Annotated in this window: 21 protein-coding genes and 1 tRNA gene; 8 read left to right on the top strand and 14 right to left on the bottom strand. The window is 42.7% G+C overall.

The features are described 5' to 3' along the window. Window positions 1–10: 10 nt before the first annotated feature. Window positions 11–1,459, top strand: coding sequence for a SusD/RagB family nutrient-binding outer membrane lipoprotein (locus FHW88_RS12660; protein ID WP_176625801.1), 1,449 nt, complete (start codon window positions 11–13; stop codon window positions 1,457–1,459). A gap of 16 nt (window positions 1,460–1,475) precedes the next feature. After that, complete coding sequence (locus FHW88_RS12655) at window positions 1,476–2,432, top strand: DUF1735 domain-containing protein (RefSeq protein WP_176625799.1); 957 nt, start codon at window positions 1,476–1,478, stop codon at window positions 2,430–2,432. A 344-nt stretch (window positions 2,433–2,776) separates the two neighbouring features. On the opposite strand, the gene FHW88_RS12650 is transcribed toward FHW88_RS12655, so the two are convergent. Further along, entirely contained in the window at window positions 2,777–3,610 is an 834-nt protein-coding gene (locus FHW88_RS12650) for a hypothetical protein (RefSeq protein ID WP_176625797.1), read from the bottom strand. 130 nt (window positions 3,611–3,740) lie between these two features. Further along, window positions 3,741–4,148 carry a DoxX family protein gene (locus FHW88_RS12645; RefSeq protein WP_176625795.1) on the bottom strand — a complete coding sequence of 136 codons (408 nt, stop codon included), beginning with the start codon at window positions 4,146–4,148 and terminating at the stop codon, window positions 3,741–3,743. A 454-nt stretch (window positions 4,149–4,602) separates the two neighbouring features. Here FHW88_RS12645 and FHW88_RS12640 point away from each other — a divergent pair, with 454 nt between their 5' ends. From FHW88_RS12640 to FHW88_RS12630, 3 genes are all read left to right on the top strand, one after another. Further along, window positions 4,603–5,907, top strand: coding sequence for an amidohydrolase (locus FHW88_RS12640; RefSeq protein ID WP_176625793.1), 1,305 nt, complete (start codon window positions 4,603–4,605; stop codon window positions 5,905–5,907). Between the two features lie 124 nt (window positions 5,908–6,031). Then, window positions 6,032–6,538 (top strand): DUF4440 domain-containing protein, encoded by a 507-nt coding sequence (locus tag FHW88_RS12635; RefSeq protein ID WP_112656106.1) that lies wholly within the window; start codon window positions 6,032–6,034, stop codon window positions 6,536–6,538. 110 nt (window positions 6,539–6,648) lie between these two features. After that, on the top strand, window positions 6,649–7,437 hold the full coding sequence (locus FHW88_RS12630; protein ID WP_176625791.1) for a DUF1835 domain-containing protein: 789 nt from the start codon (window positions 6,649–6,651) through the stop codon (window positions 7,435–7,437). Window positions 7,438–7,587: 150 nt separating this feature from the next. Here FHW88_RS12630 and FHW88_RS12625 read toward each other — a convergent pair whose 3' ends face one another. Further along, window positions 7,588–9,150 (bottom strand): glycoside hydrolase family 10 protein, encoded by a 1,563-nt coding sequence (locus FHW88_RS12625; protein ID WP_176625789.1) that lies wholly within the window; start codon window positions 9,148–9,150, stop codon window positions 7,588–7,590. 337 nt (window positions 9,151–9,487) lie between these two features. Between FHW88_RS12625 and FHW88_RS12620 the strand changes: the two genes are divergently transcribed. Next, window positions 9,488–10,405 carry a hypothetical protein gene (locus FHW88_RS12620; RefSeq protein ID WP_176625787.1) on the top strand — a complete coding sequence of 306 codons (918 nt, stop codon included), beginning with the start codon at window positions 9,488–9,490 and terminating at the stop codon, window positions 10,403–10,405. Window positions 10,406–10,594: 189 nt separating this feature from the next. On the opposite strand, the gene FHW88_RS12615 is transcribed toward FHW88_RS12620, so the two are convergent. The 11 genes from FHW88_RS12615 to FHW88_RS12565 all read right to left on the bottom strand — a co-directional run bounded on the left by FHW88_RS12615 (window position 10,595) and on the right by FHW88_RS12565 (window position 20,260). Then, the gene (locus FHW88_RS12615) at window positions 10,595–11,977 is read right to left on the bottom strand and encodes a hypothetical protein (protein WP_176625785.1); all 1,383 of its coding nucleotides are present in this window, start codon (window positions 11,975–11,977) and stop codon (window positions 10,595–10,597) included. Window positions 11,978–11,988: 11 nt separating this feature from the next. Beyond that, on the bottom strand, window positions 11,989–12,789 hold the full coding sequence (locus tag FHW88_RS12610; protein ID WP_176625783.1) for a hypothetical protein: 801 nt from the start codon (window positions 12,787–12,789) through the stop codon (window positions 11,989–11,991). A gap of 24 nt (window positions 12,790–12,813) precedes the next feature. Then, window positions 12,814–13,314, bottom strand: a complete 501-nt coding sequence (locus FHW88_RS12605; RefSeq protein ID WP_090532159.1) for a heavy-metal-associated domain-containing protein — start codon at window positions 13,312–13,314, stop codon at window positions 12,814–12,816. 69 nt (window positions 13,315–13,383) lie between these two features. Continuing rightward, window positions 13,384–13,773 carry an HYC_CC_PP family protein gene (locus tag FHW88_RS12600; RefSeq protein ID WP_090532157.1) on the bottom strand — a complete coding sequence of 130 codons (390 nt, stop codon included), beginning with the start codon at window positions 13,771–13,773 and terminating at the stop codon, window positions 13,384–13,386. Window positions 13,774–13,946: 173 nt separating this feature from the next. After that, the gene (locus tag FHW88_RS12595; RefSeq protein WP_090532155.1) at window positions 13,947–14,627 is read right to left on the bottom strand and encodes an OmpA family protein; all 681 of its coding nucleotides are present in this window, start codon (window positions 14,625–14,627) and stop codon (window positions 13,947–13,949) included. 256 nt (window positions 14,628–14,883) lie between these two features. Further along, the gene (locus FHW88_RS12590; protein WP_176625781.1) at window positions 14,884–16,218 is read right to left on the bottom strand and encodes a sensor histidine kinase; all 1,335 of its coding nucleotides are present in this window, start codon (window positions 16,216–16,218) and stop codon (window positions 14,884–14,886) included. A 4-nt stretch (window positions 16,219–16,222) separates the two neighbouring features. Beyond that, on the bottom strand, window positions 16,223–16,906 hold the full coding sequence (locus FHW88_RS12585; protein WP_090532151.1) for a response regulator transcription factor: 684 nt from the start codon (window positions 16,904–16,906) through the stop codon (window positions 16,223–16,225). Between the two features lie 9 nt (window positions 16,907–16,915). Next, window positions 16,916–17,824 carry a hypothetical protein gene (locus FHW88_RS12580; RefSeq protein ID WP_139160022.1) on the bottom strand — a complete coding sequence of 303 codons (909 nt, stop codon included), beginning with the start codon at window positions 17,822–17,824 and terminating at the stop codon, window positions 16,916–16,918. After that, entirely contained in the window at window positions 17,814–18,155 is a 342-nt protein-coding gene (locus FHW88_RS12575) for a hypothetical protein (protein WP_176625779.1), read from the bottom strand. Before FHW88_RS12575 ends, FHW88_RS12580 begins: the two co-directional genes overlap by 11 nt. A 186-nt stretch (window positions 18,156–18,341) precedes the next feature. Next, window positions 18,342–19,280: an FAD:protein FMN transferase gene (locus tag FHW88_RS12570; RefSeq protein ID WP_176625777.1), complete on the bottom strand. Its 939-nt coding sequence runs from the start codon at window positions 19,278–19,280 to the stop codon at window positions 18,342–18,344. 503 nt (window positions 19,281–19,783) lie between these two features. Continuing rightward, window positions 19,784–20,260 carry an Lrp/AsnC ligand binding domain-containing protein gene (locus FHW88_RS12565; RefSeq protein WP_090532141.1) on the bottom strand — a complete coding sequence of 159 codons (477 nt, stop codon included), beginning with the start codon at window positions 20,258–20,260 and terminating at the stop codon, window positions 19,784–19,786. A gap of 151 nt (window positions 20,261–20,411) precedes the next feature. On the opposite strand from FHW88_RS12565, the gene FHW88_RS12560 reads away from it, so the two are divergent. Next, window positions 20,412–20,523, top strand: a tRNA-Asp gene (locus FHW88_RS12560). A 584-nt stretch (window positions 20,524–21,107) separates the two neighbouring features. Then, a complete protein-coding gene (locus FHW88_RS12555; RefSeq protein WP_176625775.1) occupies window positions 21,108–24,530 on the top strand; it encodes a ThuA domain-containing protein in 3,423 nt (1,140 codons plus the stop codon). Window positions 24,531–24,587 lie beyond the last annotated feature (57 nt).

Below are 24,587 nucleotides of genomic sequence, written 5' to 3'. Positions count from 1 at the left end.
TATTAAAGAAATGAAAAAATATATATATATAATGGTTGGTCTGCTTACGGTCGGTATTTCCGGTTGTAAAAAAGATTTCTTAGACCTTCAGGTGAACCCGAATACCCCTTCGGTTACTACCCCGCAGTTCACATTGGCGGGTGCTTTGAAAATTGCAGCCGATATTGTTAACATCAACTATCCGCATTATGGTGTATGGGCAGGTCAGTTATCGCCAAGCGGTAACTATGTGCCAAGTCCAACACTGCAACAATACCAGTTTACTACGGATAACTTCCAGGTATTTGCCCCGCTCTATTCAAATCTTACCAACTTTGATAATCTTGAAAAGATGGGTGCCGCTGATGCATCATTAGCTAAATTCAGGGCCATTGCAAAGATCATGAAAGCATATGATTTTGAGCAGTTGGTTGATAACTATAATGATGTTCCATATACAGACGCTTTTAAAGCTTCGACTACCTTCTTTCCAAAGTATGACAAGGGAGCTGATATTTACGCAGATTTGATTAAGCAAATAGATGCAGCCATTGCCCTTATTGATGCTAACACTTCTGCAACAAATCCCGACGTTTCTGATATCGTTTTTAAAGGTGATATGACCAAGTGGAAACAGTTTGCTAATACTTTGAAATTACGCTTATCTTTACGTAGCGGAATCTCTGCTACATTACCCACTGCTGGTTCTGCTTATCTTACAGCAAGTGTACAAGCGGCTACTCAGCCCGGTTATGCAAACAGCGATGCGGTTGGCGGTCAGCAAAGTCCATTTTGGAGAAGCTTTGGCTTTGATCAAAATGGTAACCCAACAGGTAATAATGCATATTACCGTGCTAATGCTTTCGAGGTAAACTTGCTTAACAGCTTTAATGACCCAAGGGTATCTAAATTTTATGCACCAATTACAAGTGGTGCAATTGTGGGTATTATTTTTGGTGATGCGACTGCCATCCCGAATGCTGGTACAAGTGCTATCGGATCGGGACTACTCAAATCCGCTGCTCAGGACGGTATTTTACTGTCATCTGCCGAATCGTTCTTTTTACAGGCTGAAGCAGTTCAAAATGGTAAAATTACCGGTGCAACTGCTCAATCGTTGTATGAGCAAGGCATAACAGCCTCATTCGTAGCTGTTGGATTAACTGCCGCCAATGCAACTACTTATTACAATCAAAATATTGCAAATGTTAGCTGGGCAGCAAGTACTGATAAAGAAAGGGCAATAATAACTCAAAAATGGATTTCATTAACAGGTTATGGTAGCCTTGAAGCTTACAATGAATTAAGAAGAACAGGCTTCCCTGCCGGTGTTCCACGATCAATTGATTCAAAAGCTATTGGTACTGGTTTGCCAACAAGGATTTTATATCCAACCTCTGAATACCAGCAAAATGCCGATAATGTTGGCAAAGAAGGTACTATTAACCCATTTGGCTCAAAGATATTCTGGGCTAAGTAATTAAAAACTGATAGACATGAAAAAAAATATATATTCAAAACTAACGGCCTTGTTATTGTTGGCCGGGGTTACTACAATCACTTCGTGCCTGAAGGACAACAGATATGTAGATTTTGAAAATGTGGGTACGCTTATTGAATTGCCAATTGCAGCATCAGGACTGTTTCATGCAGAAGCTTTCCCGATACTAAACACACCGCAATCGTTTAAGGTACCGGTAAACGTTGCCGCGCCCAAAGCTTTGGGATCTGCTTTAACAGTTACGCTAATAGTTGATGCCGCAGCTTTGAAGAAGTACAATGACGATACAGAAGCTCAATACAAAATAGACAGTCTTGCCTATGAAAATGACAACACCGGGACGGTTGATCAACCCGCACCTCCGGCGCTTTATACATTATTACCAAGCAACTATTATACGCTGGATAATTTGAAAGTTACGGTGCCGGCCAACCAACATTTGGGTTACATGACAGTAACTTTGCCGAATACTACGTTGCTTAATCCATCTACCGCCTATGCTTTGCCTATAAGTATAGCTGATGCGAGCGGTCAGAAAATAAGCCAGTATAAAACGGTTTTTTATAATGTGCAGGCTAAAAATCAGTATGATGGTGTTTACACAGTTAAAGGTTTTGTTACGAGAGAAGGCGATGACGGAACATTAGCCGGTATTATTAAATCAGGCGTAACTCGTCCGTTAGCTACTGTTTCAGCAAGTGCTGTTTCGTTTCAAATACCGTGGCGAGATGGGTCTTCTGCGGGGGGCCTTGCTGGTACTACTATTACAGTTAACTCTGCTACTAATAAAATAACTGTTGCTTCGTCGTCAAATCCTGCTTTGAAGAACTTACCTGGTTACGATAATAGATATGATCCTGCAACTAAAACATTTTATATATCTGTTTATTGGGGAACCGGACCTTCAAACAGAGCTACTACCGATACTTTGGTTTATAAAGGCCCGAGGTAGAAGTTAACTTGATGATTTCTCTTAGAAAAGAGGTTGTTCTTCTTAATTAAGAACACCTCTTTCTTAATACAGCACGTAGACGTCGGTTTACGAATAAATTTAAAACATCTGTACGCAAAATATATTTGGCGAAAGTTTTTGTAATACAAATTATGGTTTTAGGTTGTCTGTCATGATTAATCAATTATTTGACAGCAAAAGATCATCCGGGCTGTAAAATAAAAGGTTGCACTTCAAAAGTGCAGCCTTTTTAGCATTATTAAATTTTAATACAGCTAACATGTATCGTTGTTACACAGATTCATAGAGTAAATAATGTTGTCCTCTACTTTATAATTACTTGACTAAGTTAAATCGATGGTATTTTGTTGCGTAAGTTGAAATGTAGTTCCATTAGTGCGTTTTATGGTCACGGTAACAGTATTAACGTTAGGATTAGCTGTTGCTGTATATGTACCAGTGGCTGATTGCGCGTTAGTACTAATCCTGGTTATATTGCCGTTTAAACCATATAAATAGTAAACAATATTGGAGTTTAGAGGGTCATTTACTGCTCCAAGCATATGCTCGGCTACAATCGGTTTAGGTATTTTGTAATCACCGGTAGCAATTGCCCATTTTGATCCGGTTGTTATTGTAATCAGTTTTCCGGAAGTTGCAACTATCTGTGAACCACTGGCTGTATAACTCGTTTTTATATAATCCCTCATAATTGGAGGAGACATGTCTATGATCGCGCTTTCAGCAATCCATTGGTCAACGGCTTTATAGTAACGAACCAGATCATTATGGATTGCCTGATAATTTGTGGCTGATTGATAAGTAGCAGTAACTACAAATGATTTGCCGGTGGAATAGCCCTCTTCAGTTACAACCGAATGCATATAATCAGGACCAGGAATACTTACTGATCCAAAGGCAGGGATACCTTCCTTAAAGGTAGGATACTGCCTTGTATCATAATATAAGCCCGAAATAACGAGTGGTGCCTGGCCGTAAGTCGCAAAATAAGTTCCGGGCACATTAGGATAGGGTTGTAACTCAACATAATTGGGTGCTGCCACATTAGTTTTGATTGTTTTAGACGTATTAGCTTGGTTACTGCCAAAATCATTTTTCTTACACGCTGTAAGTCCGCTTAATAATAGGGCGGCGCCCCATAATAATTGTTTTTTCATATTGATTTGTGATATATTTCTATAAATATATAAATCAATATATTTCCCGCCAATAGGTGTTTTAACGGTATTTGATAAATATTTAATTGAGAATAGCGGAAGCGGTTGCTTTAATATTAAATTAATGTAATTATTTTTTATCCACGCTATATTTCCCTGGCCCAATAAATATTAAACCGGCAAACATAACAGCATCTTCTATGGCATGAGCGGCATCGCCCAGGCCGCCGCTTGTACCTAAATGCATTAAGGCGGCTACTATCATGTTTACAAATAATAGGATACAAACCGGCCGGAAAGCCAATCCGATGATAAGCAGGAAACCGCCAAAACATTCGGTAACAGCTGCAAGCAGACCCCAAACCACCGGCCAAAAATGAATGCCGACATATTTCATAGATGCGCCAAGGTGTTTCCAGCTTTCTGTGCCGCCTATCAATTTAGGATAGCCGTGATAAATGAACATAATACCCAACCCGATACGGATGATCAGTAACCCGAAGTTTTTGTAATTACCTAAATTGCCTAAAAGTGCCATTTAAAGATATTTTGTTGATGTGAGGGCTTAAGGTAATAAAAATGTTGGAAGGTATTAAGATATGAGAATAATTCCCCTTTTGAGCGCGCGCGTTGGAATAACGATGGAGCTTCAATATTCACATCGCTGCTAAACACAGTCCTCCCCGCCGACTTCTATGCGAGACCACGCGATTATGCGCTTTTTCTTATTTAAGTTGATGGCCACCCAGCTCCAGTTTGCCGACGATTTAGGTAACCCTATATGTTTATTAAATAATTGATCTTCAATAACTTGTGTTCGTATAATCGAAATTGTGTTAACCCTGTTAACCCCCTTGCTGGCTTAAGTTAACGGCTCTGTCATCTCACGAAAAGAACCACGCTTGCCACTTTTATTGGGGCTCATAGCTATTACTCCCCAATCTATCATATTCAAACTATTGTGCTTATATTACTATCACTAAACAACCCGTATGAAAGCAAGCCTTATTTTATCCTTATGTGTTTTTTCGTTACAAGCATTGGCGCAAAAAAAACCGCTGCGCCAGCATGTAAATGCTAAAGCCGATGCCTTGCAGGAGCAGGTAACAACCTGGCGGCGTGATTTTCATGAACATCCTGAATTGGGTAACCATGAGGTGCGCACCTCAGCCATTATCGCAAAGCATTTACAATCATTGGGTATTGAGGTAACAACCGGTATAGCTACTACCGGTGTGGTTGGGGTGTTGAAAGGCGGGCATCCGGGCCCGGTTGTGGCTCTGAGGGCGGATATGGACGGGTTGCCGGTTATTGAGCGTACGCCTGTGCCGTTTGCATCTAAAGTAAAAACTACTTATAACGGACAGGAGGTTGGCGTGATGCATGCCTGTGGGCACGATTCGCACATGGCCATACTGATGGCGGTTGCACAGGTGCTATCGTCAATGAAAGCAGACTTGCACGGAACCGTAAAATTCATTTTTCAACCCGCCGAAGAGGGCGTTGAACCCGGACAGAAAGGCGGGGCCGAGGAGATGGTAAAAGAAGGGGTGTTGGACAACCCAAAAGTCGACGTGGTTTTTGGCCTGCACATCAATTCGCAAACGGAGGTTGGCAAAATAACCTATCGGCCGGGCGGCACAATGGCCGGGGTTAATGACATGCAGATCATCGTAAAAGGGCGGTCGGCGCACGGGGCTTATCCATGGTCGAGCGTTGACCCTATCGTAACTTCGGCCCAGATCATCAATAACCTGCAAACCATAGTGAGCCGCAATGTCAATATAACCGAGAACCCGGCAGTAGTTACCATTGGTGCCATAAAGGGAGGCAATCGCTCAAACATTATCCCCGAATCGGTTGAAATGCTGGGTACCCTCCGCTCCTTCACCCCTGCTGACGAAAAAATGCTGGTTACCAGGGTAACCGAAATTGCCACCAAAACAGCCGAAGCGCAGGGAGCAACAGCTACGGTAAAGATTCCGTACAGTAACCACTATCCGGTTACTTATAACGACCCCGAGCTGACCCAAAAAATGCTGCCGAGCCTGCAGCAAACTGCCGGTGCCGCTAATGTGTTGTTGCGCCCCCCTGTAACGGGCGCCGAAGATTTTAGCTTTTACCAGGAAAAGGTACCGGGCTTGTTCATATTTTTGGGCGGTATGCCAAAGGGGGGCGATCCGCTGAAAGCACCATCGCACCATACACCCGATTTTTATATTGATGAAAGCGGCTTTAGTTTAGGTGTAAAAGCTTTGTGCAATATGACTATTGATTACATGAACAGCAAAAGATAAGTTAAATGTCACCCGATGACTCTTTTTTATTGCTGCTGAAACAATAGCGATCAAAAAGTATTTTTACAACGGCTTATTCGTATATTGAACGGCTTTAATAGCATAGTGTGAAATCGTTAAGATCATGAAAAAGCATTTACTACCCCTTTTATGCCTGTGCATGTTTATGAGCAGTTTGCCTGGTATTGCAGCTTCGGCAAAAATGATGTTGCCCGCCGATACGGTAGCTAAATTAAAGCCCGAGGTGCGCCAGGTTGTTGAAACGGTAATAAAAGCTTCCGGCACTTTCAGTATCGAAGCAGTATCTGATCTTTACGCTCCTAATGCCGTAGTAGCCGATGAACAGCCTCCCTTTTCGTGGAACGGGCAACTGGCCGGTGTGCAATGGATAAATTCGGTACAAAAAGCGGTTAAGGATTTTAAGATCAGGGATTTTAAAGTCGATTTGCAGCGCATCAAAACTTTTCAGCAAACCGACGAAATAGTTTACCTCATAGCTCCTGTTGAATATACAGGCCTTGTGAATGGCGAACATTTTGAAGAACAGGGGGCTTTTTCGTTCGTATTAAGGATAGTGAGCGGTAAATGGCTCATTAAAAGCCAGGCCTGGGTACCGCGCAACGGCATGTAAAACACCAGTCTGTATCATATGCTGGTCTACTTTTGCAATCTGAATTTAAAATTAAGATTGACAAATTCCCCTTTAGAGATGGCCCCGGTTTTATTTATAACTTAGCTTTTATGAACGCTATCCTACATATATTAAATGGCGATGCCGCGTTAGATGGTTTTGATCAAACCGGTCTCGATGGCGATGTTATGGTTTGGCGCGAGGTGTTTTCTGAAGGCCCTTTACAGGAAAATATCCTTTCAGGAAGTTTCTGGACCGCGCGCCGCGATTGGATTGGGACAACATTCGATGCCCCGGCAGATGAATATCAGCATAAAGTGATAGATGAGCTTGGCAAACTAAACAGCCGGTATACCGAGATTAACCTGTGGTTTGAATTTGATTTGCATTGCCAGGTAAACCTGCTGGGCGTATTGGAAATGCTTTCGCTGAAAACCGATATGTCGGCCCCGGCCATTTATCTCATTTGCCTGGCCGATTGCGTTCAGTTTGATAATAAGAAAGGCCTCGGTGAATTAACCGGCGAACAATTTGAAGAGTTGTATGATGCCCGCGAGCACCTGAACGAATGGGAGCTCGGGCTGGCCGCCGATGCATGGAGGCTATATGTTAATAATGACCTCGCCGGGTTAGAAAAATGGCTAAACGAAAATACCTTTTGGGGCGGCCTCCCGCTGCTTAAGCCCGCACTACAGGCACACCTTAAACGGATGCAAACCAATGCGGATGGGTTGAGCTATATCGAACAAAAACTACTGGATATTTATAATGGCGGCGCAAAAACCAAAACGGCCATTTACCACGCTTTTTGGAAAAATGAAAGTATTTTTGGCATGGGCGATAGCGAGATCGATATCTACCTCAATAAACTGAAGGAAAAAGGGTTGATTGAGTTATAATCATTTCGACTGAGCAGAGAGGGGTTGAACATTGAGGCGAAAGCGAGATCTTATACGCCCGGCTTAAACGCATTGCATACCCGCTTGTTTATAGTGCATAAGATCTCTCACCCGGTCCTCGTTTCGAAATGACAACGGGATATTAAAGCATTACGGAACCGTGACGGCTATCGTTGGCGACCTTTCACTCTCATTCTTCATCCTATCTAATGCTGTGACTACATAAAAATAAGTTTTACCCTTAATAACAGTATTATCGTCGTATCCAAGCGTGGGATCATATTTGATTTTGAGAATGTTTTTAGGATTGTCGATGTCTATCTTTTCACCATCGTTAAAGCGGTAGATCACATAGCCGTAAACCGGCTCTTCGTCTTTAGCTAAAGTTGGAGTAAGCCACCTCACTGCTACACTTTTACCTACGGCTTTGGCCGTAACCTGTTGAGGGGCGTTAGGCGGTATCGAATCGCGCCATAGCATTACCGGCGGCAGTGCAGGGTATTGGTAATAATTGTCGCGGAGCGAGTCGGTAAAGCCAAGCGGGTTGCTGGTGAGTGAGTTGGAACTAAAGTAAACACTGCCCTGAACCCTTGGGTTGTTGCGAATAAGTTCTATTTGCCGAGGTAGCTGAGCCGGGCTCCTGAAAGCCTGAACTTTGCGCTCATTGATGCGGTAAGCCGCCTGGCCTACATACAAATGCCTGCCATAAGTATTGTCGCCCCACCAGTCGAGCAGCTTTTGAAAATCGGCGGCACGGTTGCCTATCTGCCAGTAAAGCTGCGGATTGATATAATCTATCCAGCCTTCTTTTACCCACTTGCGGGTATCGGCGTAGTTTTCATAATATGAGGAACCGCCATTGGTTTCGGAACCTTCCTCATTTTGCGCTTTATTAGCCCAGATGCCAAAAGGACTTACACCAAATTTGACGTTAGGATCATGCGCATGAACGCTGTCGGCAATCATATGTATCAGCAGGTCCACATTATGACGGCGCCAGTCTTTAATATTATCGTAACCCTCACCGTACTTTCTAAATGTTTCCTCGTCGTTTATTTTTTGACCGGCAATGGGATATGGATAAAAATAATCGTCCATGTGTACGCCGTCTATGTCGTAATTATCCACAACATCCAGTATTACCTGTACAATATAGTCGCGCACTTCGGGCAGGCCGGGGTTAAAAGTTTTAATGCCGCCGTAGGTAAAGAACCATTCAGGCTTTATTTTGGTAATATGCTGCGGACTAAGCGCTGCAAAGTTGCCGTCAAAAGTAGCGCGGTAAGGGTTAAACCAGGCGTGCAGCTCCATGCCGCGTTTATGTGCTTCGGTGATGGCAAATTCAAGCGGGTCATAATTAGGGCTGGGGGCCTGGCCCTGTTTACCGGTTAAATATTTCGACCAGGGCTCACGGCTTTTGGCATAAAATGCATCGGCAGCGGGCCGCACCTGTAGCATAACCGCATTGATCCCGGTTTCCTGGTGCGAGTTCAGTATATCTATAAGCTCTTGTTTCTGCTTTTCTGATGGAGCTTTGGAGTTGGTTGGCCAGTCAATGTTAACCACGGTGGCTATCCATACTCCCCTGAATTCGCGCTTAGGCTGCATTTTTACATCAACCGGTGCCGGTACAAGATCGGCCGGCTGCGCATTAACTGTTAAACTTGTAAACAGGATTATAATCAGGAGTATGAACCGTTGGTATATATGCATCAAATAGAATTAAATTGAAAGTTGCAAAGATATAAACTCATAACGTAGCAGGTTTATTATGAAGTATAAAAATTGAAGCCTTATTGTGTTTTAAACATTTTGTAGTTATTTTAGCTCAACGCCTAAAACAATTGATGTAATAATTTTTTAAAAAATCATATTTTTAGTGTTTTAACGTTCAATATGTTAACCATTAAGGATAAACGCATCTGTATATACTTGCAGGAAAGCGCTTTACATCAATTAACAGTTGATATTTCGTTAAAAACTAAACACTATAGCTAAGCTTTTGTTATACCACTTGCTTAACTATGCTAAAACTTAACATTTAATTGCTATGGAAAACCAATCTGGGCAACAACAACCTAAGAAAAACTCAAACGTCATTTATTTTCTTATTGTAGTAGTGCTTGCTTTATTGGGTACCGATGTGTATCTGTACCTGCAAAAAAACAACTCCGATAAAAAAATAGTTTATCAGCATGATGAGCAAACAAGGCTGCAAACCGAGCTCGACAGTCTTGAATCGCAGGTTGAACAGGTCACTGCAGGCAAAGCCAAGATGACCGCGGCACTAACCGCCAAAAACGATTCGTTAAAATCTACCATTAAAGTTTTGAGGGCTAAACTGGCCAAAGGTAAACTTACCGCACAAGAACTTGCCAAAGTACAGGAGGATGTAAAACAACTCCGTTATTTTGTAACCAAGTATACTGCCGACATTGATGAGCTCAAAAAACAGAACACATCGCTCACCACCGAAAGGGACACTTTAAAAACCAATTTGGCAACGGTTGCCAAAAAGGTGGATACGCTATCCAAACAAAATGAGGATCTTGGTGCTAAGGTGAAAGTAGCCCAGGCACTCAAGCTGGCAACATCAGATGTGGTGGCCTATAAAATAAAAGGCAGCGGAAAAGAGGTTGATGTAACCCGTGCAAACCCAGCCAAAAAACTGAAGATCAACTTCACTGTGGCCAGCAATACTTTGGCTACAAAAGCTATGCATGATATTTATGTACGCGTCATTGATCCAACCGGAAACCTGATTACAGCACCTGATTCAGGAACTTTCAGCGCCGATGGCCAGGACCTGCAATACACCTACAAAACATCCATTGATTTTAAGGATGATGGCACACAATACACCATCGACTGGATAAACCCAACCCTGCCATTCCAAAAAGGCACTTATACCATTATGCTTTATGCTGATGGTGGTACTATGGGTAAAACAGGTATTACACTTAAATAATCATCGGCACTAATTTTTCGAATTAAGTCGAATTTTACGAATACACACAAAGAGGCCCGGTTTGCTGCTGCAATCCGGGCCTCTTTGTGTTTTGTCTGATGTTCAGACGAAACTGTTATTGCAAGATGGCGGAATTATGAATTGTTTTTAATTCGTGTAATTCGACTTAATTCGAAAAATTAGGGATCATTACATTTTCATCAATGCCGGGCTTATCCTTAAATAAACTTCAAAGCCAACAGGTGCGCTACCGTAAAGCGGCTTTAACGCCGATGGTGAAACATTGAGCGTAGCCTGTACGCCGCCGGTAACATTGGTGTTTTTGAAGCTGCTTAAAATACGGTTTGCTCCCAGGGTTAAAGCATTGATATTAAAGTTGGGGTTAAGCGGATAGGCATCGTGCATGTCCAGTTCTTCGGCGTCTTTTTGCACAAATTCATATCTGCCATAAACAGCGGTTTTGTTGAGCTGTAAAGTATTCTCCAATAAAACGGACGGCTGCGTTTTATGATTGTCCGAATAATGGTTTTGTCCGTAAACCAGTGTAGTTGCTACATAGCTGTTTTTGCTTAACATTTTGGTATGGATGGCTGATGCAGTGAACCTGTTTACGTTTTGCCCCGGCTCAGCTTCTTCCGCGCTGTGGATCCATCCGTCTGATACCTGCAGGGCCCACTCTTTGGATGGATTATAGGATAAACGTGCCGAGTATGAATCAAATCGCATTTTATCAAAATCATAGCGGTGCTCATCCGGCTCGCGGCCGGTAAATATGGATCCCTCCAGTTTGACATTTTTTATGCGGAAGCCCAATGTTGCAACACCAAAGGTGATATGTGTAGCATCCTGGTAATGATGACCAAGCGGCGCATCGGGGTCATTGATGGCCGAAAGGCGGTGCATAAATACCGGCGGACCTAAAGCCGGCTCTCCCGGGTAACCGAACGAAAGATAGAGATCAGCATCCTTAGCCACGCGCTGGGTATAAGCTACACTCAACTCGGCAAAAAGATCGTGTGGGTGCTGTTTGTCGACCAATTTTTGTCCTTTGTAGGATTCGCCGGTTTGATACAGGAGCGGATAGCCGCCGTTGCCCACTAAAAAGGGATCGAACGAGAACATGGTATTAATGGAGAACAGCCCATTATTGCCTACCTTTCGCTGGGTCATGAACATAAGCCAGTTGGGTACATCAATTCTGTTACTGCCACCTCTCTTGCCCGAATTAAACAGGTCCTGGTTGTTATAGCGCGCAAAAAAGCTACCATGTACCATGCTCATCCATTTTTTACCATGGATCATGTAGGCATACATCGGAGTTTCATCAGGCACCCACGAAGTACCTGAACCATCGCGGTTCATGGGGAGATCGCGCGAGAACTGGCTCGTCATCATCATATGGTGCATGGGCGTATCCTTTTTCATATTGCCCATATCCATAACCATAGGTTTGGTGCTGTTCATGCGCATATTCTTTTTTGTGGTATCGCTCATCTTCATATCGTGATGGTGCTGAGCGGATGCGCCCACGGCAGCCAGGCTTAGGGCAATTAACACAATATATGCTTTCATATTAGTGTAGGTTAAAGATTAAAAAAGTTGTACTCCAGCCTGATGAGGTACATGTTTTTAGTATTCCGTTGCATATCATTATAGATAGGCGTACGGTACGAGAAATCAAGCCGGCAGGTACTGTTAAATATCAGTTGCAAAGCGGGTGCAACGTCCAGATAACTTTCGTTATGCCCTGGGTTGGTTTTGCCCAGCAGTTCACAATACAAGTTTAAATTTACCTGCTTGTAGTCGCGATAATTACGCGGCAAAAGCAAATAGCCGCCAGATAAGGTATAAGCCGCGGCATTACGTACTCTATGGGTTGAAATTTCATAGTTCCCGCTGTTATTAAACGCCCGCAAATAGCTTGCCGAACCTGAAAGTGCCAGCTTATGCAGCAACTGGGTGAAAACCACCCCGCCTTGTGCTCCGCTGTTATCCCCTTCCAAAGTAATTTCACGGTTTACTATGGGGTTGTTGATGCTTGCCAGTTTGGCAAAAAATGCCCCCCTAAAATGCCGCTGAACGGTATCGATAGATAGGAACCGGTACTTGGCGTACACGCTGCCACCTTCAAAGTGCTGGCTTGAATTATAATAATCAGACATGTAAACCGAGCCATGCACCATCAAATGCCGGCTAACACCATACATGGCCTCAATAGTACTGCGGTTTTTGTACGATGGCTTAAAGTATCCCTGGTTTTCCACGCGGATGCCCAATGAGCCGGTTGCCATATTGCTGGCCGGTTCCGTATTTACATACAGTTCCTGCGCCAATACAGGGCGTGCCATTGCCATAAGGCAAGCAGCCAATAATATCCTCTTCATAAAAAATGATGTTAAATGAAGAATTTAGATAGCTAAATGATAAACGCGGCCACTTGCAGGGGCAGTATCGGTAACCTGGCCAAGGTATTTTTTTGATACCGATTTGGGTGCGAAACCATTGTCAACCACGGTAAAGCTCACATCGCCGGTAAATGATTTATCGGCAGCGTTAAGCAGGCGGTAAGTATCGCCCCCGTAGTTAAATGTATTCTCGGCAACTTTGGTATTGGCAAAATTATAAGTGGCTTTTAAACTGTTAACCGAAAATCCCGAGCCCTGAACCTTTTTGCTGATCTGCTCGAAATTTACCGGCACGTCATTTTTAAAGGTAATGAGGTAAGTGTTACGGATCAGATCAGTTTTGATCTCGCCAATAAACGGCAGTGTGCGTAATGCTTTTTCGGTTGATTTGGCGCACAGGGCGCAGGTAAGGCCGCTAACCTGGAGTTCGGCTTTGGTAAATTGGGCTTTAGCTGCTGTTACTGAAAGCGCAAATATGATGATGAATATTTTTAAAGTTTTCATGTTGATCGTGTAATTAATTGTTAGAGAATAAACTATTGATAAGGTTTACCGGGTTTAACAATTAACAGATCAAATGCGGAAGATACAGTTGCGGATAAATGTGGCGATGCCCTGAACCGATGGATCGGGAGGGCTGCGGTCATAAAATTTGTCGGAAGAAGAAGATGGCAAGGCCGGAAATAGGTTGTCGAACGACCAGCTTGGCAGTTCAAAGCCAAACATCTTTGCTAAAAACGAAGTTGATTCGCCCTGGTGAGCGTCTTTTACTTTTACTTCAAGCTGTTTATCCTTGCAGCATTTCATTTTGCCGCCTTTTTGGTCCATTTTGCAGTTAACCGCCGGGGCATCAATTTTTACAGATGCTACGTAGTCGCCGCAAATATGGAAATTAAGAGCAAAGCCCAATACCGTAACTGTGTACAGCATAGTGAGTAATATCGCTCCTGATCTTTTTACCATACTGCAAAAGTAGGTGATTAACTTGTTGATTACAAAATGTTTTTATCAGTTGGGATAACACATTGTTTAACAAATGTGCGAATAGTGATTTTGGCATATACCAAAAAGCCCCGGCTTTGCGCCGGGGACTTCTTCTTTAAACTATTAACTGATCTTATTATTAATTCACTGTGTTACTGGGCAGCTTGTTTAGCCTGCTCCTTCATTTTTTCGTTTGCCACAATGGTGATCTCAACCCTGCGGTTTTGTGCGCGGCCATCGGCAGTGGTATTATCGGCAATTGGTTCGCTTTCGCCTTTACCGGTCACTGTCATACGTGATGAAGCTACATTACCCGCAACTAAATATGATTTTACAGCATCCGCCCTCTTTACTGAAAGTGTTTGATTATAACTGTCAGATCCGGTATTATCGGTATGGCCAATAATGGTGATATTAGTTTCCGGATTTTTTTGTAACGACGCTGCAAGGTTTTGCAGGTTAGTTTGAGCGGCAGATTTTAAATCTGATTTATCAGTATCAAATAAAATACCTGAATCAAATTTAACCAAAATACCTTCACCTTCGCGGGTTACTGTGGCGCCCGGCACTGTTTGTTTAATTTCGGCAGCTTGCCTGTCCATATTACGGCCGATAAAAGCACCCGCGGTACCACCTACAGCACCACCTATAATAGCACCTAAAGCGGTATTACCGGCAGCTTTACCAATAAAAGCACCTACTGTACCACCGGCACCCGCGCCAATAGCAGCACCTTTTTGTGTTTTTGTAAGTGAATTACATCCTGAGCCTAATATGCCTGCTGTAGCTAATGCTATACCAAGGGTGGCTACTTTTAATTTAAGCGTTCTCATCGTACTTGTATATTATGTTATACCGTACTTTTTACAAAGCAGATGCCAAAAAAAGCGGATGGCAGTATTATGCGCCGCTTCTATCAAAAGAACATCTCCCATCAATCATAGCAACATTTTTTTAATGATAAGTAAAGTTAATTTCAATGAAGTAAAGAATACGGGATTATTGATTTTTGCAACACTGCCCGATTTTTAGTACAAAGCAGCAGTAAAATTTTTGCTACAGTACAATTTGGCATGCCTTTTTGCAGTTTTAGGAAATTACTATCAGTGTAGCCGGGAAAATAAGTTTAAAGGTACTTCCTTTATCTTTTTCAGAAATTACATTGATTTCAATATCATGAAAGGCCGCTATTGATTTTACAATAGGCAGGCCCAATCCAAAGCTGTCTTGTTGTAATGACTGTCTGAATTTTTTAAAGCGGTTAAAGATCAGCGGGATGGCGTCTTCATCTATACCGATGCCGGTATCAGCTATACTGATCATATACTTATCATTTACAGCAATGCCTGTTACCTTAATGCTGCCGCCCTCAAGATTGTATTTAATGGCATTGTTGATAAGATTAAAGAACAGGTTAAAGAGTAAAAATTTATTGATGTTGACAAAATGCCAGTTCTCTGGCATCAACATTTCATAGCTGATGTTTTTATCCTGCAGACGAATGGAGATCTCGTCATAAACCTCTTGCAACAGTTCGGATACCGATACCTTGTCTTCTTTTAAAAACTGTTCGTTCTCTATCTGGGAAATGAGTAGCAGCGTTTTCGTAATGCTCTTCAACCGGTTCAGGATCTTTTGCATTTCCAATAACCTGCCTTTAAGCTCATCGTTGATATCCTCCTCCTCAAACATATTCTCGATTTTTGACTGAAGAATAGAGATGGGTGTCATAAGCTCATGCGATGCGTTGGAAATAAACTCCCGCTCTTTATGAAACTTATCGGCAATGGTTTCGATCATGTTATGGATACTGATATCCAGATGCTGAAAATCTGATGTGGTAGTACGTACCTGCCGGTAGGTATGAAAATTAGGGAATTTTTGCCCTACAAGCTTGGTTTTAATAATAAGCCGTAAAGGCTTAAGTACATAGGTTGAATATACCTGGTCGGCCAGTACGGTCAGCAAGATCATTCCCAGCAATACCTGGAAAGCTATATTTTGCAGGGGAACGCTGGTTTCATCCAAAGTATCCACACTTTTGCCAATTTCCAGCAGGTAATTTTTGTTCTTAACCTTAAAAGTGTGACTTAATATGCGATACTCTAAAGTATCCCCCTCACTAAAAAGGCGCTTGCCTCTTTTTATAGTATCCAGGAAATAATCGGGGTCAACTTCGTCCAGGCTGATATATTCCTCTTTAAGCGGGAGGTAGCTGCCGTAGCCTTCGCCGTTTTCGATGTAGGTTTCAATGCCCTTGCTTTTTACAATTTGCAGCAGCTTGTTTTTTTGTTTGATAAGCTTGCTGTCGACATAATTACGGCTGATATTTTTGATCAATACAGGAACAAGCAATACAAACAGTATCACGATAACCAGCTTGGAGATGGCGTTAAAAAGTGTAAGTTTTGTTCCTAATTTCAAATACTCAGGCGTTGATCTTTATTTTATAACCCAAACCACGTACCGTTTCCAGCCAGTCGGGCGGGGCATAGGCATTTAATTTTTTACGGATATTTTTAATATGCGCGTCAATATAATTGCTGTCATAGTCATTATTCACCACGCTGCCCCAAATATGCTCGCTCAGCTGCATGCGGGTAAGCGTACGGTTTTTATGTAAAATTAAATAGGCTATGAGGTCAAATTCTTTTTTGGTAATGGTATTAACAACGCTGTTATAATAGGATATAGTACGTGCGGTAAGGTCGATCAGGAAACCACCCAGTTCAACAATGTTATTTTTAACCCCAAACTTACGCCTGATGATGGCCTGCATACGGCTTTGCAGCTCAAGCAACGAAAAAGGCTTAGGCAAATAATCGTCGGCGCCAAGGTCGAGGCCTTTGATCCGGTCGTTGATCTCTGCACGGGCGGTGAGTATAATACATGCCGCCTCCGAATTAGTCTTTTTTGATTCCCTGAGCAGATCAAGGCCGTCATAATCGGGCAGGCCCAGGTCTATCAATATAAAATCATACAGGTTTGTGGCAATTTTTTCGGATGCCGAAGTGCCGTCAAAACAAACCTCGCAGATATAGTTATAGTTTGAAAGAAAAATTTCAAGTTCGTGGGCAAGTGCTGTTTCGTCTTCTATTATTAAAACATTCATGTATTATGACTAATAAAAAACGTAGTAAAAAGTTAAATTATAAAATGACTCGCGCCGGTTAAGCAATACTCCTTCTACGTTAACAGGGATAGAATATTTGTACGAAAATTCAAACGTATAATGCGGCCGGTTATAAGCCACCGGGATTTTGAAGCTGTAATTAAGCATGTTGAACCGGCGGTTACGGCTCGCATAACGCGGGTCATATTGTATAGAAATATTGGCGGCCTCGTCCCTGAAATGATGATCAAGTGAATAGCGCTGAACAAAATTCTGCGTGCCCAGGATGAAATTAAAGGAAGGGTTAAAGGAAAGAAAATCCTGGTCGTCAAAAATGCTCCAGCTGCTTTCCCAGTATTTTGAATTGCTTATGGTTAAAAAAATGTCGTTCGATTTTCCGAAAAGATAATCGAGCACAGCACTTGTTTTAAGGTAATGCCAATCGTATGAGTTTTTAAAATTGATATCATTTGAGGAGGCCGACTTAATAACCTGCGCGGCATCCCGGGCAAAAAAGAACCGCGTATAACTTACTGAGCCTGAAAAAGCCTTCGAAAATTTGTAAAAATAACCTCCGCCCAAATCAACCTCGTCAACAGGGGCATAACCCAAAACCTTAAAAGCCGACCCATATAAAAAGATACCCGACTTGGTATTATAAATCAGATCGGCAGTAACAAAAGGATATTTTACCGGGCCGGTACGGCCAAAAAACAGCACGTCGCTGCCATAACTTACCCCGGCCGAAATTGACCGTTTACGAATAATGGTGTCAGAATCGGCTACTAAGGGATGCTTACCGGCAAAAAGGCGCAAATCAGTATCCGCACCAAATACGGTGCCGCTTGCAGCCATAAAAAAAAGTAAGCAAAGGTATTTCATCAATATGGTAAATTGTTTAACCGGTTTAACTGCCATTTCTCCTCGGTATTTCGGGCGGGCGCTCCATGCCTTCGGGCCGGCGCTGCCTTTTTGGTTTGGGCTTAGGCGGTACGGCATCGTCGTCAACGGTAGCCGGCTTAGCCTGCCGCTTTGCTTTGGCTATTTCTTTTATTTTTTTCTTTTCATCCTCCAGTTGCTTTTTGGTTTTGGTAGTAGTATCAGCCGCTAATGAAGTATACGACAACACCCCCGGCTTTTTGTTACCGGTATGAGCAGGTGCATCAATGTTTTTTATAAGAGCATTGGCAAATGATATACGTGTTGCAAATATCAATAACAGGACAATATACGCAAACCACTTTATCATTGAGGAGAAGAAAAGGTAAAAATAAGGCTCAAATAACGGTCAATTTAAATGTTTACACCAAAATGAGAAAGGTACAACAAATAACAATTCATTTACAGAAGCACTTGTAAAAATGCCGATGCAAATGAATTATAACAGATCACAATTATGATGAAAGGTTTATGAGTGTACTTGAATGTTTGAAAGTCAGAGAGCGATGTCTTTTGACGGATAAACCCGGTTTTGATCGTCAATAATAACGCAGGCAACCTGGTTAAGCTGATTGATCATGTATAAGCCGGCGTTAACACCTATGGTGAGTATCGGTGTGGCCAAAGCATCGGCAAATTCAGCGGTGGGGCTAAGGATGCTTACGCTTGTAATACCGCTAACCGGAAAACCTTTTTTAGGGTTAAATACGTTGGTGAATTTTTTATTGCTGATGCTTGCATATTTTTCGGCATTAACCGATGTAGCAAAAGCAAGGTTACTGATCTCCAAATCAGCAAAGGGTTGGTTTAGCTGAGTAATGTCGGCATCAGCAACAGTCCAGGGCTGCAGGTTTGGTTGCAGGCCCCATGCAAGCAGGTCACCGCCAAAATTGATCACGCCGCTGCTTACACCGTTCATTTGCAATACATATTTAGCCCTGTCGGCGGCGTAGCCTTTGCCGTTTGCGCCAAAGCCTATGCGCATCCCTTTTTCTTTCAGAAAAACAGTTTGTTTAACAGTATCAAGCACTATGTTTTTGTAGCTGGCCAGTGATAGCGTACGTTTGGCGGTTTTTACCGAATTGTTTTCGGTTGTGGTTTCGTTAAACGCGTTATCAGCCAGGTAAGTAATATCAAAAGCGCCGTAAGTAAGTTCTGATATTTGCAGTGCCCTGTTAATGAGCCTAAATGTTTCTCCATCGGCTTTAACCGGGGCAACACCGGCATTACGGTTTATGTGGTTGATGCTGCTGTCATCGCTAAAAGCCGAAAGGAGTTTTTCAACCCTGTTAATTTCATCAATGGCAATGTCAATTTGCTCATCGGCCAGCAGCGGGTTATTGCCCACTACACTAATCTCAAATTTATCGCCCATTAAACGTATGTTACGTTTGTAGACTGTTAAATTATCGGTTAAAGTTTTTATAGCCAGCATAATAATATCTTTTAAGTATCTAAAAATGAACACACAATGCACCGTAAATTACCTTACGCGAGTTTGATCAATTACGCTACATCAATCCTTTACAAAAACTAAAGTAGCGGTGCTTTATGAAATTGAGATGAAAAAGGCTTTTTAATTAATATAATTAACTGATTTTGACATTTTTTAACACTTAAATGATAAAAAGAGTTAAAGCCGATAAAACGCTTACTGAAGAGGGCAAAACTGCGGCAAGATCGAACTTGGAATTTAATAAATTTTCAGCCCGGGCATTGTGCTGAAAATCTTGAAAGTAATATAGGCCATATAAAACCTGATGATGTCCGTTTTATCAGCTTGTTTTATTATCTAAAATTACGGACCAATTATCAATGAATTTTCCTTTTTAATGTTTAATGGCCCGTTTTTTTGATTCAATTTAAGGTTTTCATAAAACAAACGCCTATAGCCCGGTAAAAACCAGGCTGTAGGCGTTTCAATAATTTGAGTAAAATTTATTCCAGCGTTATTTGCCTCCTGATACTTTCTTCAAGCGAAATGAAGGTTTCGGTACGTTGAATGCCTCTTACACCCTGGATCTGCTCGTTCAAAACTTCACGCAGGTGAGTGGTATCATGACATACAATTTTAGCAAAAATGCTCCATTCGCCGGTAGTGTAATGTAACTCGACAATTTCTTTAATTGTTTTTAATTGCTTTACAGCTTCATTATACTGTGATCCTTTTTCGAGGTAAATACCCAGGAATGCAGTGATGTCATATCCTAACTTTTGCGGATCTACCTCAAGGCTGGCCCCTTTTATTACACCCATCTCCTCTAACTTTTTCATCCGCACGTGTATGGTTCCGCCAGAAACAATCAACTCTTTAGCTATCTCGGTGTATGGAGTGGTAGCATTTTTCATTAATATTGATAAAATCTGGATGTCAAGATTATCAATTTCTAAATTTTGAGCTTTTCTGTGGGACATAAATTTGAATATCTATATTGAAATACAAGTTTAATTAAAATTCGATTAAAAATAAAATATTTTTGTTGAAATATTTGCAAGAAATAGATAGTCCTATTAAATTTGTATCAAGCAAAAGGGAAATGCTTAATGTTCTTTAAAGTAAAAACAATGTTGGGTGGTGAAATTTTTGGCAGACACACCTCCTTGTCCCGGTGGCGGAGATCATGGAAAACCCGAAGCGGGCTAACCACTCTGTGAAGGTTCGAATCCTTCCCCAACAGCGAGTTTAAGTACAAAGTCAGAAGTCTTAAGTCAAAAGACTTAGAACTTCAGACTAACGACTTAAGACTTACAACACTGTAGGATGGTGAAATTTTTGGCAGACACACCTCCTTGTCGCGGTGGCGGAGAAATTGGGAAACTTTTAGCAATAAAAATAACCACTCCGTGAAGGTTCGACTCCTTCTCCTACAGCTCTTCTCATAATTTAGGTTTATAATTGGTTAGTAAAGGCCCCTGCCCATCAGGGGCTTTGCTGTTTTTACAGCTTTTTTATTTTGCACTCTCCAAAATATTGTAATCAGCCTAAGCCAATTCGCATAACATCATCCGGATAGCTTCACGGGCACCTGCCGAAAAAAGCAGGAAAGGAAATAACCTTTCTATATATGACCGGACGCAGCAAAAACCGTCAAAATTACAGTAAAAAATAATGTGTCATTTTTACACATTGGATATTGTTTCGTAAAGATTTAGTTATAAATTTGGTTGGCAACAATTTATTGCAATCGATTGTGGTATATTGCTGCCTTAAGTCCTGAAACCGATCCGAACACCAATTAACCCAATCTGCAATTAAGTCGATATGAAAAAAATCGTCCTGATGGTTCTTGTGGCATTCAGCTGCATTTACTTATCCTGTAACAAAACACGCCCCAATAAACCGCGCGTGCTTATCTTTTCAAAAACCATGGGCTTTCACCATGCATCCATCGATGCAGGCATAGCCGCTATCAAAAAGCTTGGCGCCGAAAATGGCTTTGAGGTAGACACTACAAAAAACTCGGCCATGTTTAACGAGGATACCCTCAAAAAGTATTCAACTGTTATTTTCTTAAGCACCACCGCCGATGTACTTGATTACAGGCAGGAAGCGGCCTTTGAACGTTATATTCAGGCGGGAGGCGGTTATGTAGGCATTCACGCCGCCGCCGATACAGAATATGACTGGGGGTGGTATGGTCGCCTGGTTGGCGCCTGGTTTTATGACCACCCGGGTATCCATGATAAAAACCCGAATGTACAGCCCGGCACTTATAATATAGTTGATGCCAACAACGATGCAACTAAAGATCTGCCTAAAGTATGGAAACGCACCGATGAGTTTTATAGTTTCCGCAAGCCATTAGCCACAGATGTACATGTACTCATTACCCTTGATGAAAACAGTTACAAAGGAGGGAAGCGTATGGGTAACCACCCTGCCACCTGGTATCATGATTTTGACGGGGGCCGTGCATTTTATACAGCCATGGGCCATACCGACGAAAGTTATAAAGAAACAGGCTACCTGAAAATGCTGCTTGCCGGTATTAAATATGCCATAGGCGAAAATAAGGAATTGGATTACAGCAAGGCTAAAACCCAACTGCCACCCGATGAGGATCGCTTTAAAAAGACACAATTATCAACCGGCGAATTTTTTGAGCCAACCGAGATGACCATATTGCCGAACCTGGATATTATGGTGATCCAGCGCCGCGGCGAGATCATGCTGTACAAGCACGATACCCAGAAGGTAAAGCAGGTTGGTTTTTTTGACGTATATTGGAAAGCCCATGTGCCCAATGTAAATGCCGAAGAAGGGATGCTTGGCCTGGCCAAAGACCCTGAGTTTGAAAAAAACAACTGGATTTACATTTATTACAGTCCTGCCGATAGTTCGGTAAACCGCCTTTCAAGGTTTACGTTTAAAAACGACACACTGGATAAAAAAACCGAGAAAGTTATTTTGGAGGTAAAGGCACAGCGCGAGATCTGTTGCCACACAGGGGGCTCGATAGCCTTTGGTCCGGGACCTGATAAAACCCTGTTCTTCTCGGCCGGGGATAATTCAACTCCGTTTAATGAAAAAGGACAGAAATATGTAAGCAGTGGTTATGCTCCGCTTGATGACAGGCCGGGTCACCTGCAGTTTGATGCACGCCGCTCGGCCGGTAATACCAATGACCTTCGCGGTAAAATTATGCGTATCAACCTTAAGGATGATGGTACATATGAAATCCCCGAAGGCAACCTGTTCCCGAAAGGTACGCCAAAAACCCGCCCGGAGATTTATGTAATGGGCGACAGGAACCCATACCGGATTTCGGTAGATCAGAAAAACGGCTACCTGTACTGGGGCGAAGTGGGTCCGGATGCGCATAATGACAGCCTTGACAACCGTGGCCCCATGGGATACGACGAGGTTAACCAGGCTAAAAAAGCGGGTAACTTTGGCTGGCCATATTTTGTAGGCGATAACAAACCGTACCACCTTTATGATTATACCACAGGCAAATCGGGCCCGGCGTTTGATCCTAAGCACCCGGTTAATAACTCGCGTAATAACACAGGTTTAACCGATCTGCCGCCGGCACAACCTGCATTTATCTGGTACCCTTATGGCCCGTCTGCAGATTTTCCGCAGGTTGGCGCAGGTGGCAGGAACGCTATGGCTGGTCCGGTTTATTATACCGATATGTTCCCCGAAGAAACCCGCCTGCCTGATTATTATAACGGCAAGTTTTTAGCATACGACTGGATGCGCGGCTGGATAAAGGCCATCACGCTAACTCCTGAAGGTGATTTTGACAAAATGGAACCTTTCTTCCCTAAGCTGAAGGTAAACTCCATGATTGATATGGAGGTTGGTCCAGATGGCAGGCTTTATGGGTTGGAGTACGGCAGTGGCTGGTTCTCGCATAACCCGGATGCAGGCCTGTTCCGCATTGACTATATTTCAGGCAACCGTCCTCCCGAAATTTCATCTTTCAAAGCTGATAAAACATCAGGCGTGCTGCCTTTTACTGTTAAGCTGACTGCCAAAGCCGCTGATCCGGAAAAAGATAATATTTCTTACACCTGGAACCTGGGTAATGGTGTAACTAAAGAAACAACCACCCCATCGCTTAGCTATACTTACACAACAGTTGGCGATTACAAAATTACTGTTGAAGCAAAAGACGATAAAGGTGCAGCAAGCAAAAGCGCGCCGGTTAGTATTTACGCGGGTAATGAGCAACCAACTGTTACTATCGCTATTACAGGCGGCAATAAGTCATTTTACCTGCCTGGTGTGCCGTTCAAATACGCGGTTAACGTAACCGATGGACCTGACACCAAAGCGATAGATCCAAAACGCATTTATGTTGGGCTTGATTATATCGAAGGCTTCGATAAAGCACAATCAGCCACGCAGCATGAGCAGGGCGAGCCCGAAAATCGTGGCAAAACCCTCATGCTCACTATGGATTGCAAAAGCTGCCACAAAGAAGATGGCAAATCCATAGGCCCGTCATTTGTTCAGGTGGCGGCCAGATACAAAAAAGATCCTAATGCCATGGCCAAACTCACCCAAAAGGTAATTAAAGGTGGTGCCGGTGCTTGGGGTGAAACCGCAATGTCTGCCCATCCGAACATTAAGCAAGGCGACCTTGATCAGATCATTAACTGGGTACTTTCGCTCGATAACAGCAATCAAAAGCCATCGTTAGCGGCATCGGGCACTATTATGCCTGCTCCGCCTGAAAAACAACAAGCGGCCGCGCTGGTATTATCGGCTAAATACACCGATGATGGCGGTAATGACATTAAGAAGTTGACCGGAAGTGCCATTGTATCATTAAACAGCAGTACTTACCAGTTTAAAGGCACCGAGAAATTCAACGGGTTTACCGCCTTTAAATACAATGGCATTAACCTGATGATCTATCCTCCAGGTGAAGGCTGGTTTGAGCTGGATAACATCGATCTTACCGGGGTACATTCCATTAACCTTACCAATTTCTGGCAAGGGCCACCGACTGCTCCGCTTAATTTTGAAGTAAGACTTGATTCGGAAACAGGTACACTTGCAGGCAAAGGAAGTATGCCTGTGCCTGCTAAGGATGCTAAAGGCGGCGCTGTTCACCTGGTAATTACGCCGGTTACTGACGGTAAAATGCACAAGCTGTTCTTCATATACAAACCGGCAAGTAAAGCCGCTATGACAGCAGGGGTAACATCAGTTGTGTTTAGTGCGAAGTAACCCAGCCCCCTCTAAATCTCCCCCGGAAGGGGAGACTTCAAAAAAAGCCAAGCCATC

Origin of the sequence: Mucilaginibacter sp. SG538B (assembly GCF_013376065.1) — a bacterium.
Classification (GTDB): Bacteria; Bacteroidota; Bacteroidia; order Sphingobacteriales; family Sphingobacteriaceae; genus Mucilaginibacter; species Mucilaginibacter rubeus.
The sequence above is the reverse complement of the archived record's forward strand: the minus strand, read 5'-3'. Positions and strand labels throughout refer to the sequence as shown.

Excerpts from the sequence above, each read along its gene's own strand:
- FHW88_RS12625 (WP_176625789.1), bottom strand. The coding sequence starts at position 9,150 with ATGCATATATACCAACGGTTCATACTCCTGATTATAATCCTGTTTACA.
- FHW88_RS12645 (WP_176625795.1), bottom strand. The coding sequence starts at position 4,148 with ATGGCACTTTTAGGCAATTTAGGTAATTACAAAAACTTCGGGTTACTG.
- FHW88_RS12585 (WP_090532151.1), bottom strand. The coding sequence starts at position 16,906 with ATGAATGTTTTAATAATAGAAGACGAAACAGCACTTGCCCACGAACTT.
- FHW88_RS12555 (WP_176625775.1), top strand. The coding sequence starts at position 21,108 with ATGAAAAAAATCGTCCTGATGGTTCTTGTGGCATTCAGCTGCATTTAC.
- FHW88_RS12635 (WP_112656106.1), top strand. The coding sequence starts at position 6,032 with ATGAAAAAGCATTTACTACCCCTTTTATGCCTGTGCATGTTTATGAGC.
- FHW88_RS12580 (WP_139160022.1), bottom strand. The coding sequence starts at position 17,824 with ATGGCAGTTAAACCGGTTAAACAATTTACCATATTGATGAAATACCTT.
- FHW88_RS12595 (WP_090532155.1), bottom strand. The coding sequence starts at position 14,627 with ATGAGAACGCTTAAATTAAAAGTAGCCACCCTTGGTATAGCATTAGCT.
- FHW88_RS12655 (WP_176625799.1), top strand. The coding sequence starts at position 1,476 with ATGAAAAAAAATATATATTCAAAACTAACGGCCTTGTTATTGTTGGCC.
- FHW88_RS12610 (WP_176625783.1), bottom strand. The coding sequence starts at position 12,789 with ATGAAGAGGATATTATTGGCTGCTTGCCTTATGGCAATGGCACGCCCT.
- FHW88_RS12575 (WP_176625779.1), bottom strand. The coding sequence starts at position 18,155 with ATGATAAAGTGGTTTGCGTATATTGTCCTGTTATTGATATTTGCAACA.
- FHW88_RS12640 (WP_176625793.1), top strand. The coding sequence starts at position 4,603 with ATGAAAGCAAGCCTTATTTTATCCTTATGTGTTTTTTCGTTACAAGCA.
- FHW88_RS12660 (WP_176625801.1), top strand. The coding sequence starts at position 11 with ATGAAAAAATATATATATATAATGGTTGGTCTGCTTACGGTCGGTATT.
- FHW88_RS12615 (WP_176625785.1), bottom strand. The coding sequence starts at position 11,977 with ATGAAAGCATATATTGTGTTAATTGCCCTAAGCCTGGCTGCCGTGGGC.
- FHW88_RS12605 (WP_090532159.1), bottom strand. The coding sequence starts at position 13,314 with ATGAAAACTTTAAAAATATTCATCATCATATTTGCGCTTTCAGTAACA.
- FHW88_RS12565 (WP_090532141.1), bottom strand. The coding sequence starts at position 20,260 with ATGTCCCACAGAAAAGCTCAAAATTTAGAAATTGATAATCTTGACATC.
- FHW88_RS12650 (WP_176625797.1), bottom strand. The coding sequence starts at position 3,610 with ATGAAAAAACAATTATTATGGGGCGCCGCCCTATTATTAAGCGGACTT.
- FHW88_RS12630 (WP_176625791.1), top strand. The coding sequence starts at position 6,649 with ATGAACGCTATCCTACATATATTAAATGGCGATGCCGCGTTAGATGGT.
- FHW88_RS12570 (WP_176625777.1), bottom strand. The coding sequence starts at position 19,280 with ATGCTGGCTATAAAAACTTTAACCGATAATTTAACAGTCTACAAACGT.
- FHW88_RS12600 (WP_090532157.1), bottom strand. The coding sequence starts at position 13,773 with ATGGTAAAAAGATCAGGAGCGATATTACTCACTATGCTGTACACAGTT.
- FHW88_RS12620 (WP_176625787.1), top strand. The coding sequence starts at position 9,488 with ATGGAAAACCAATCTGGGCAACAACAACCTAAGAAAAACTCAAACGTC.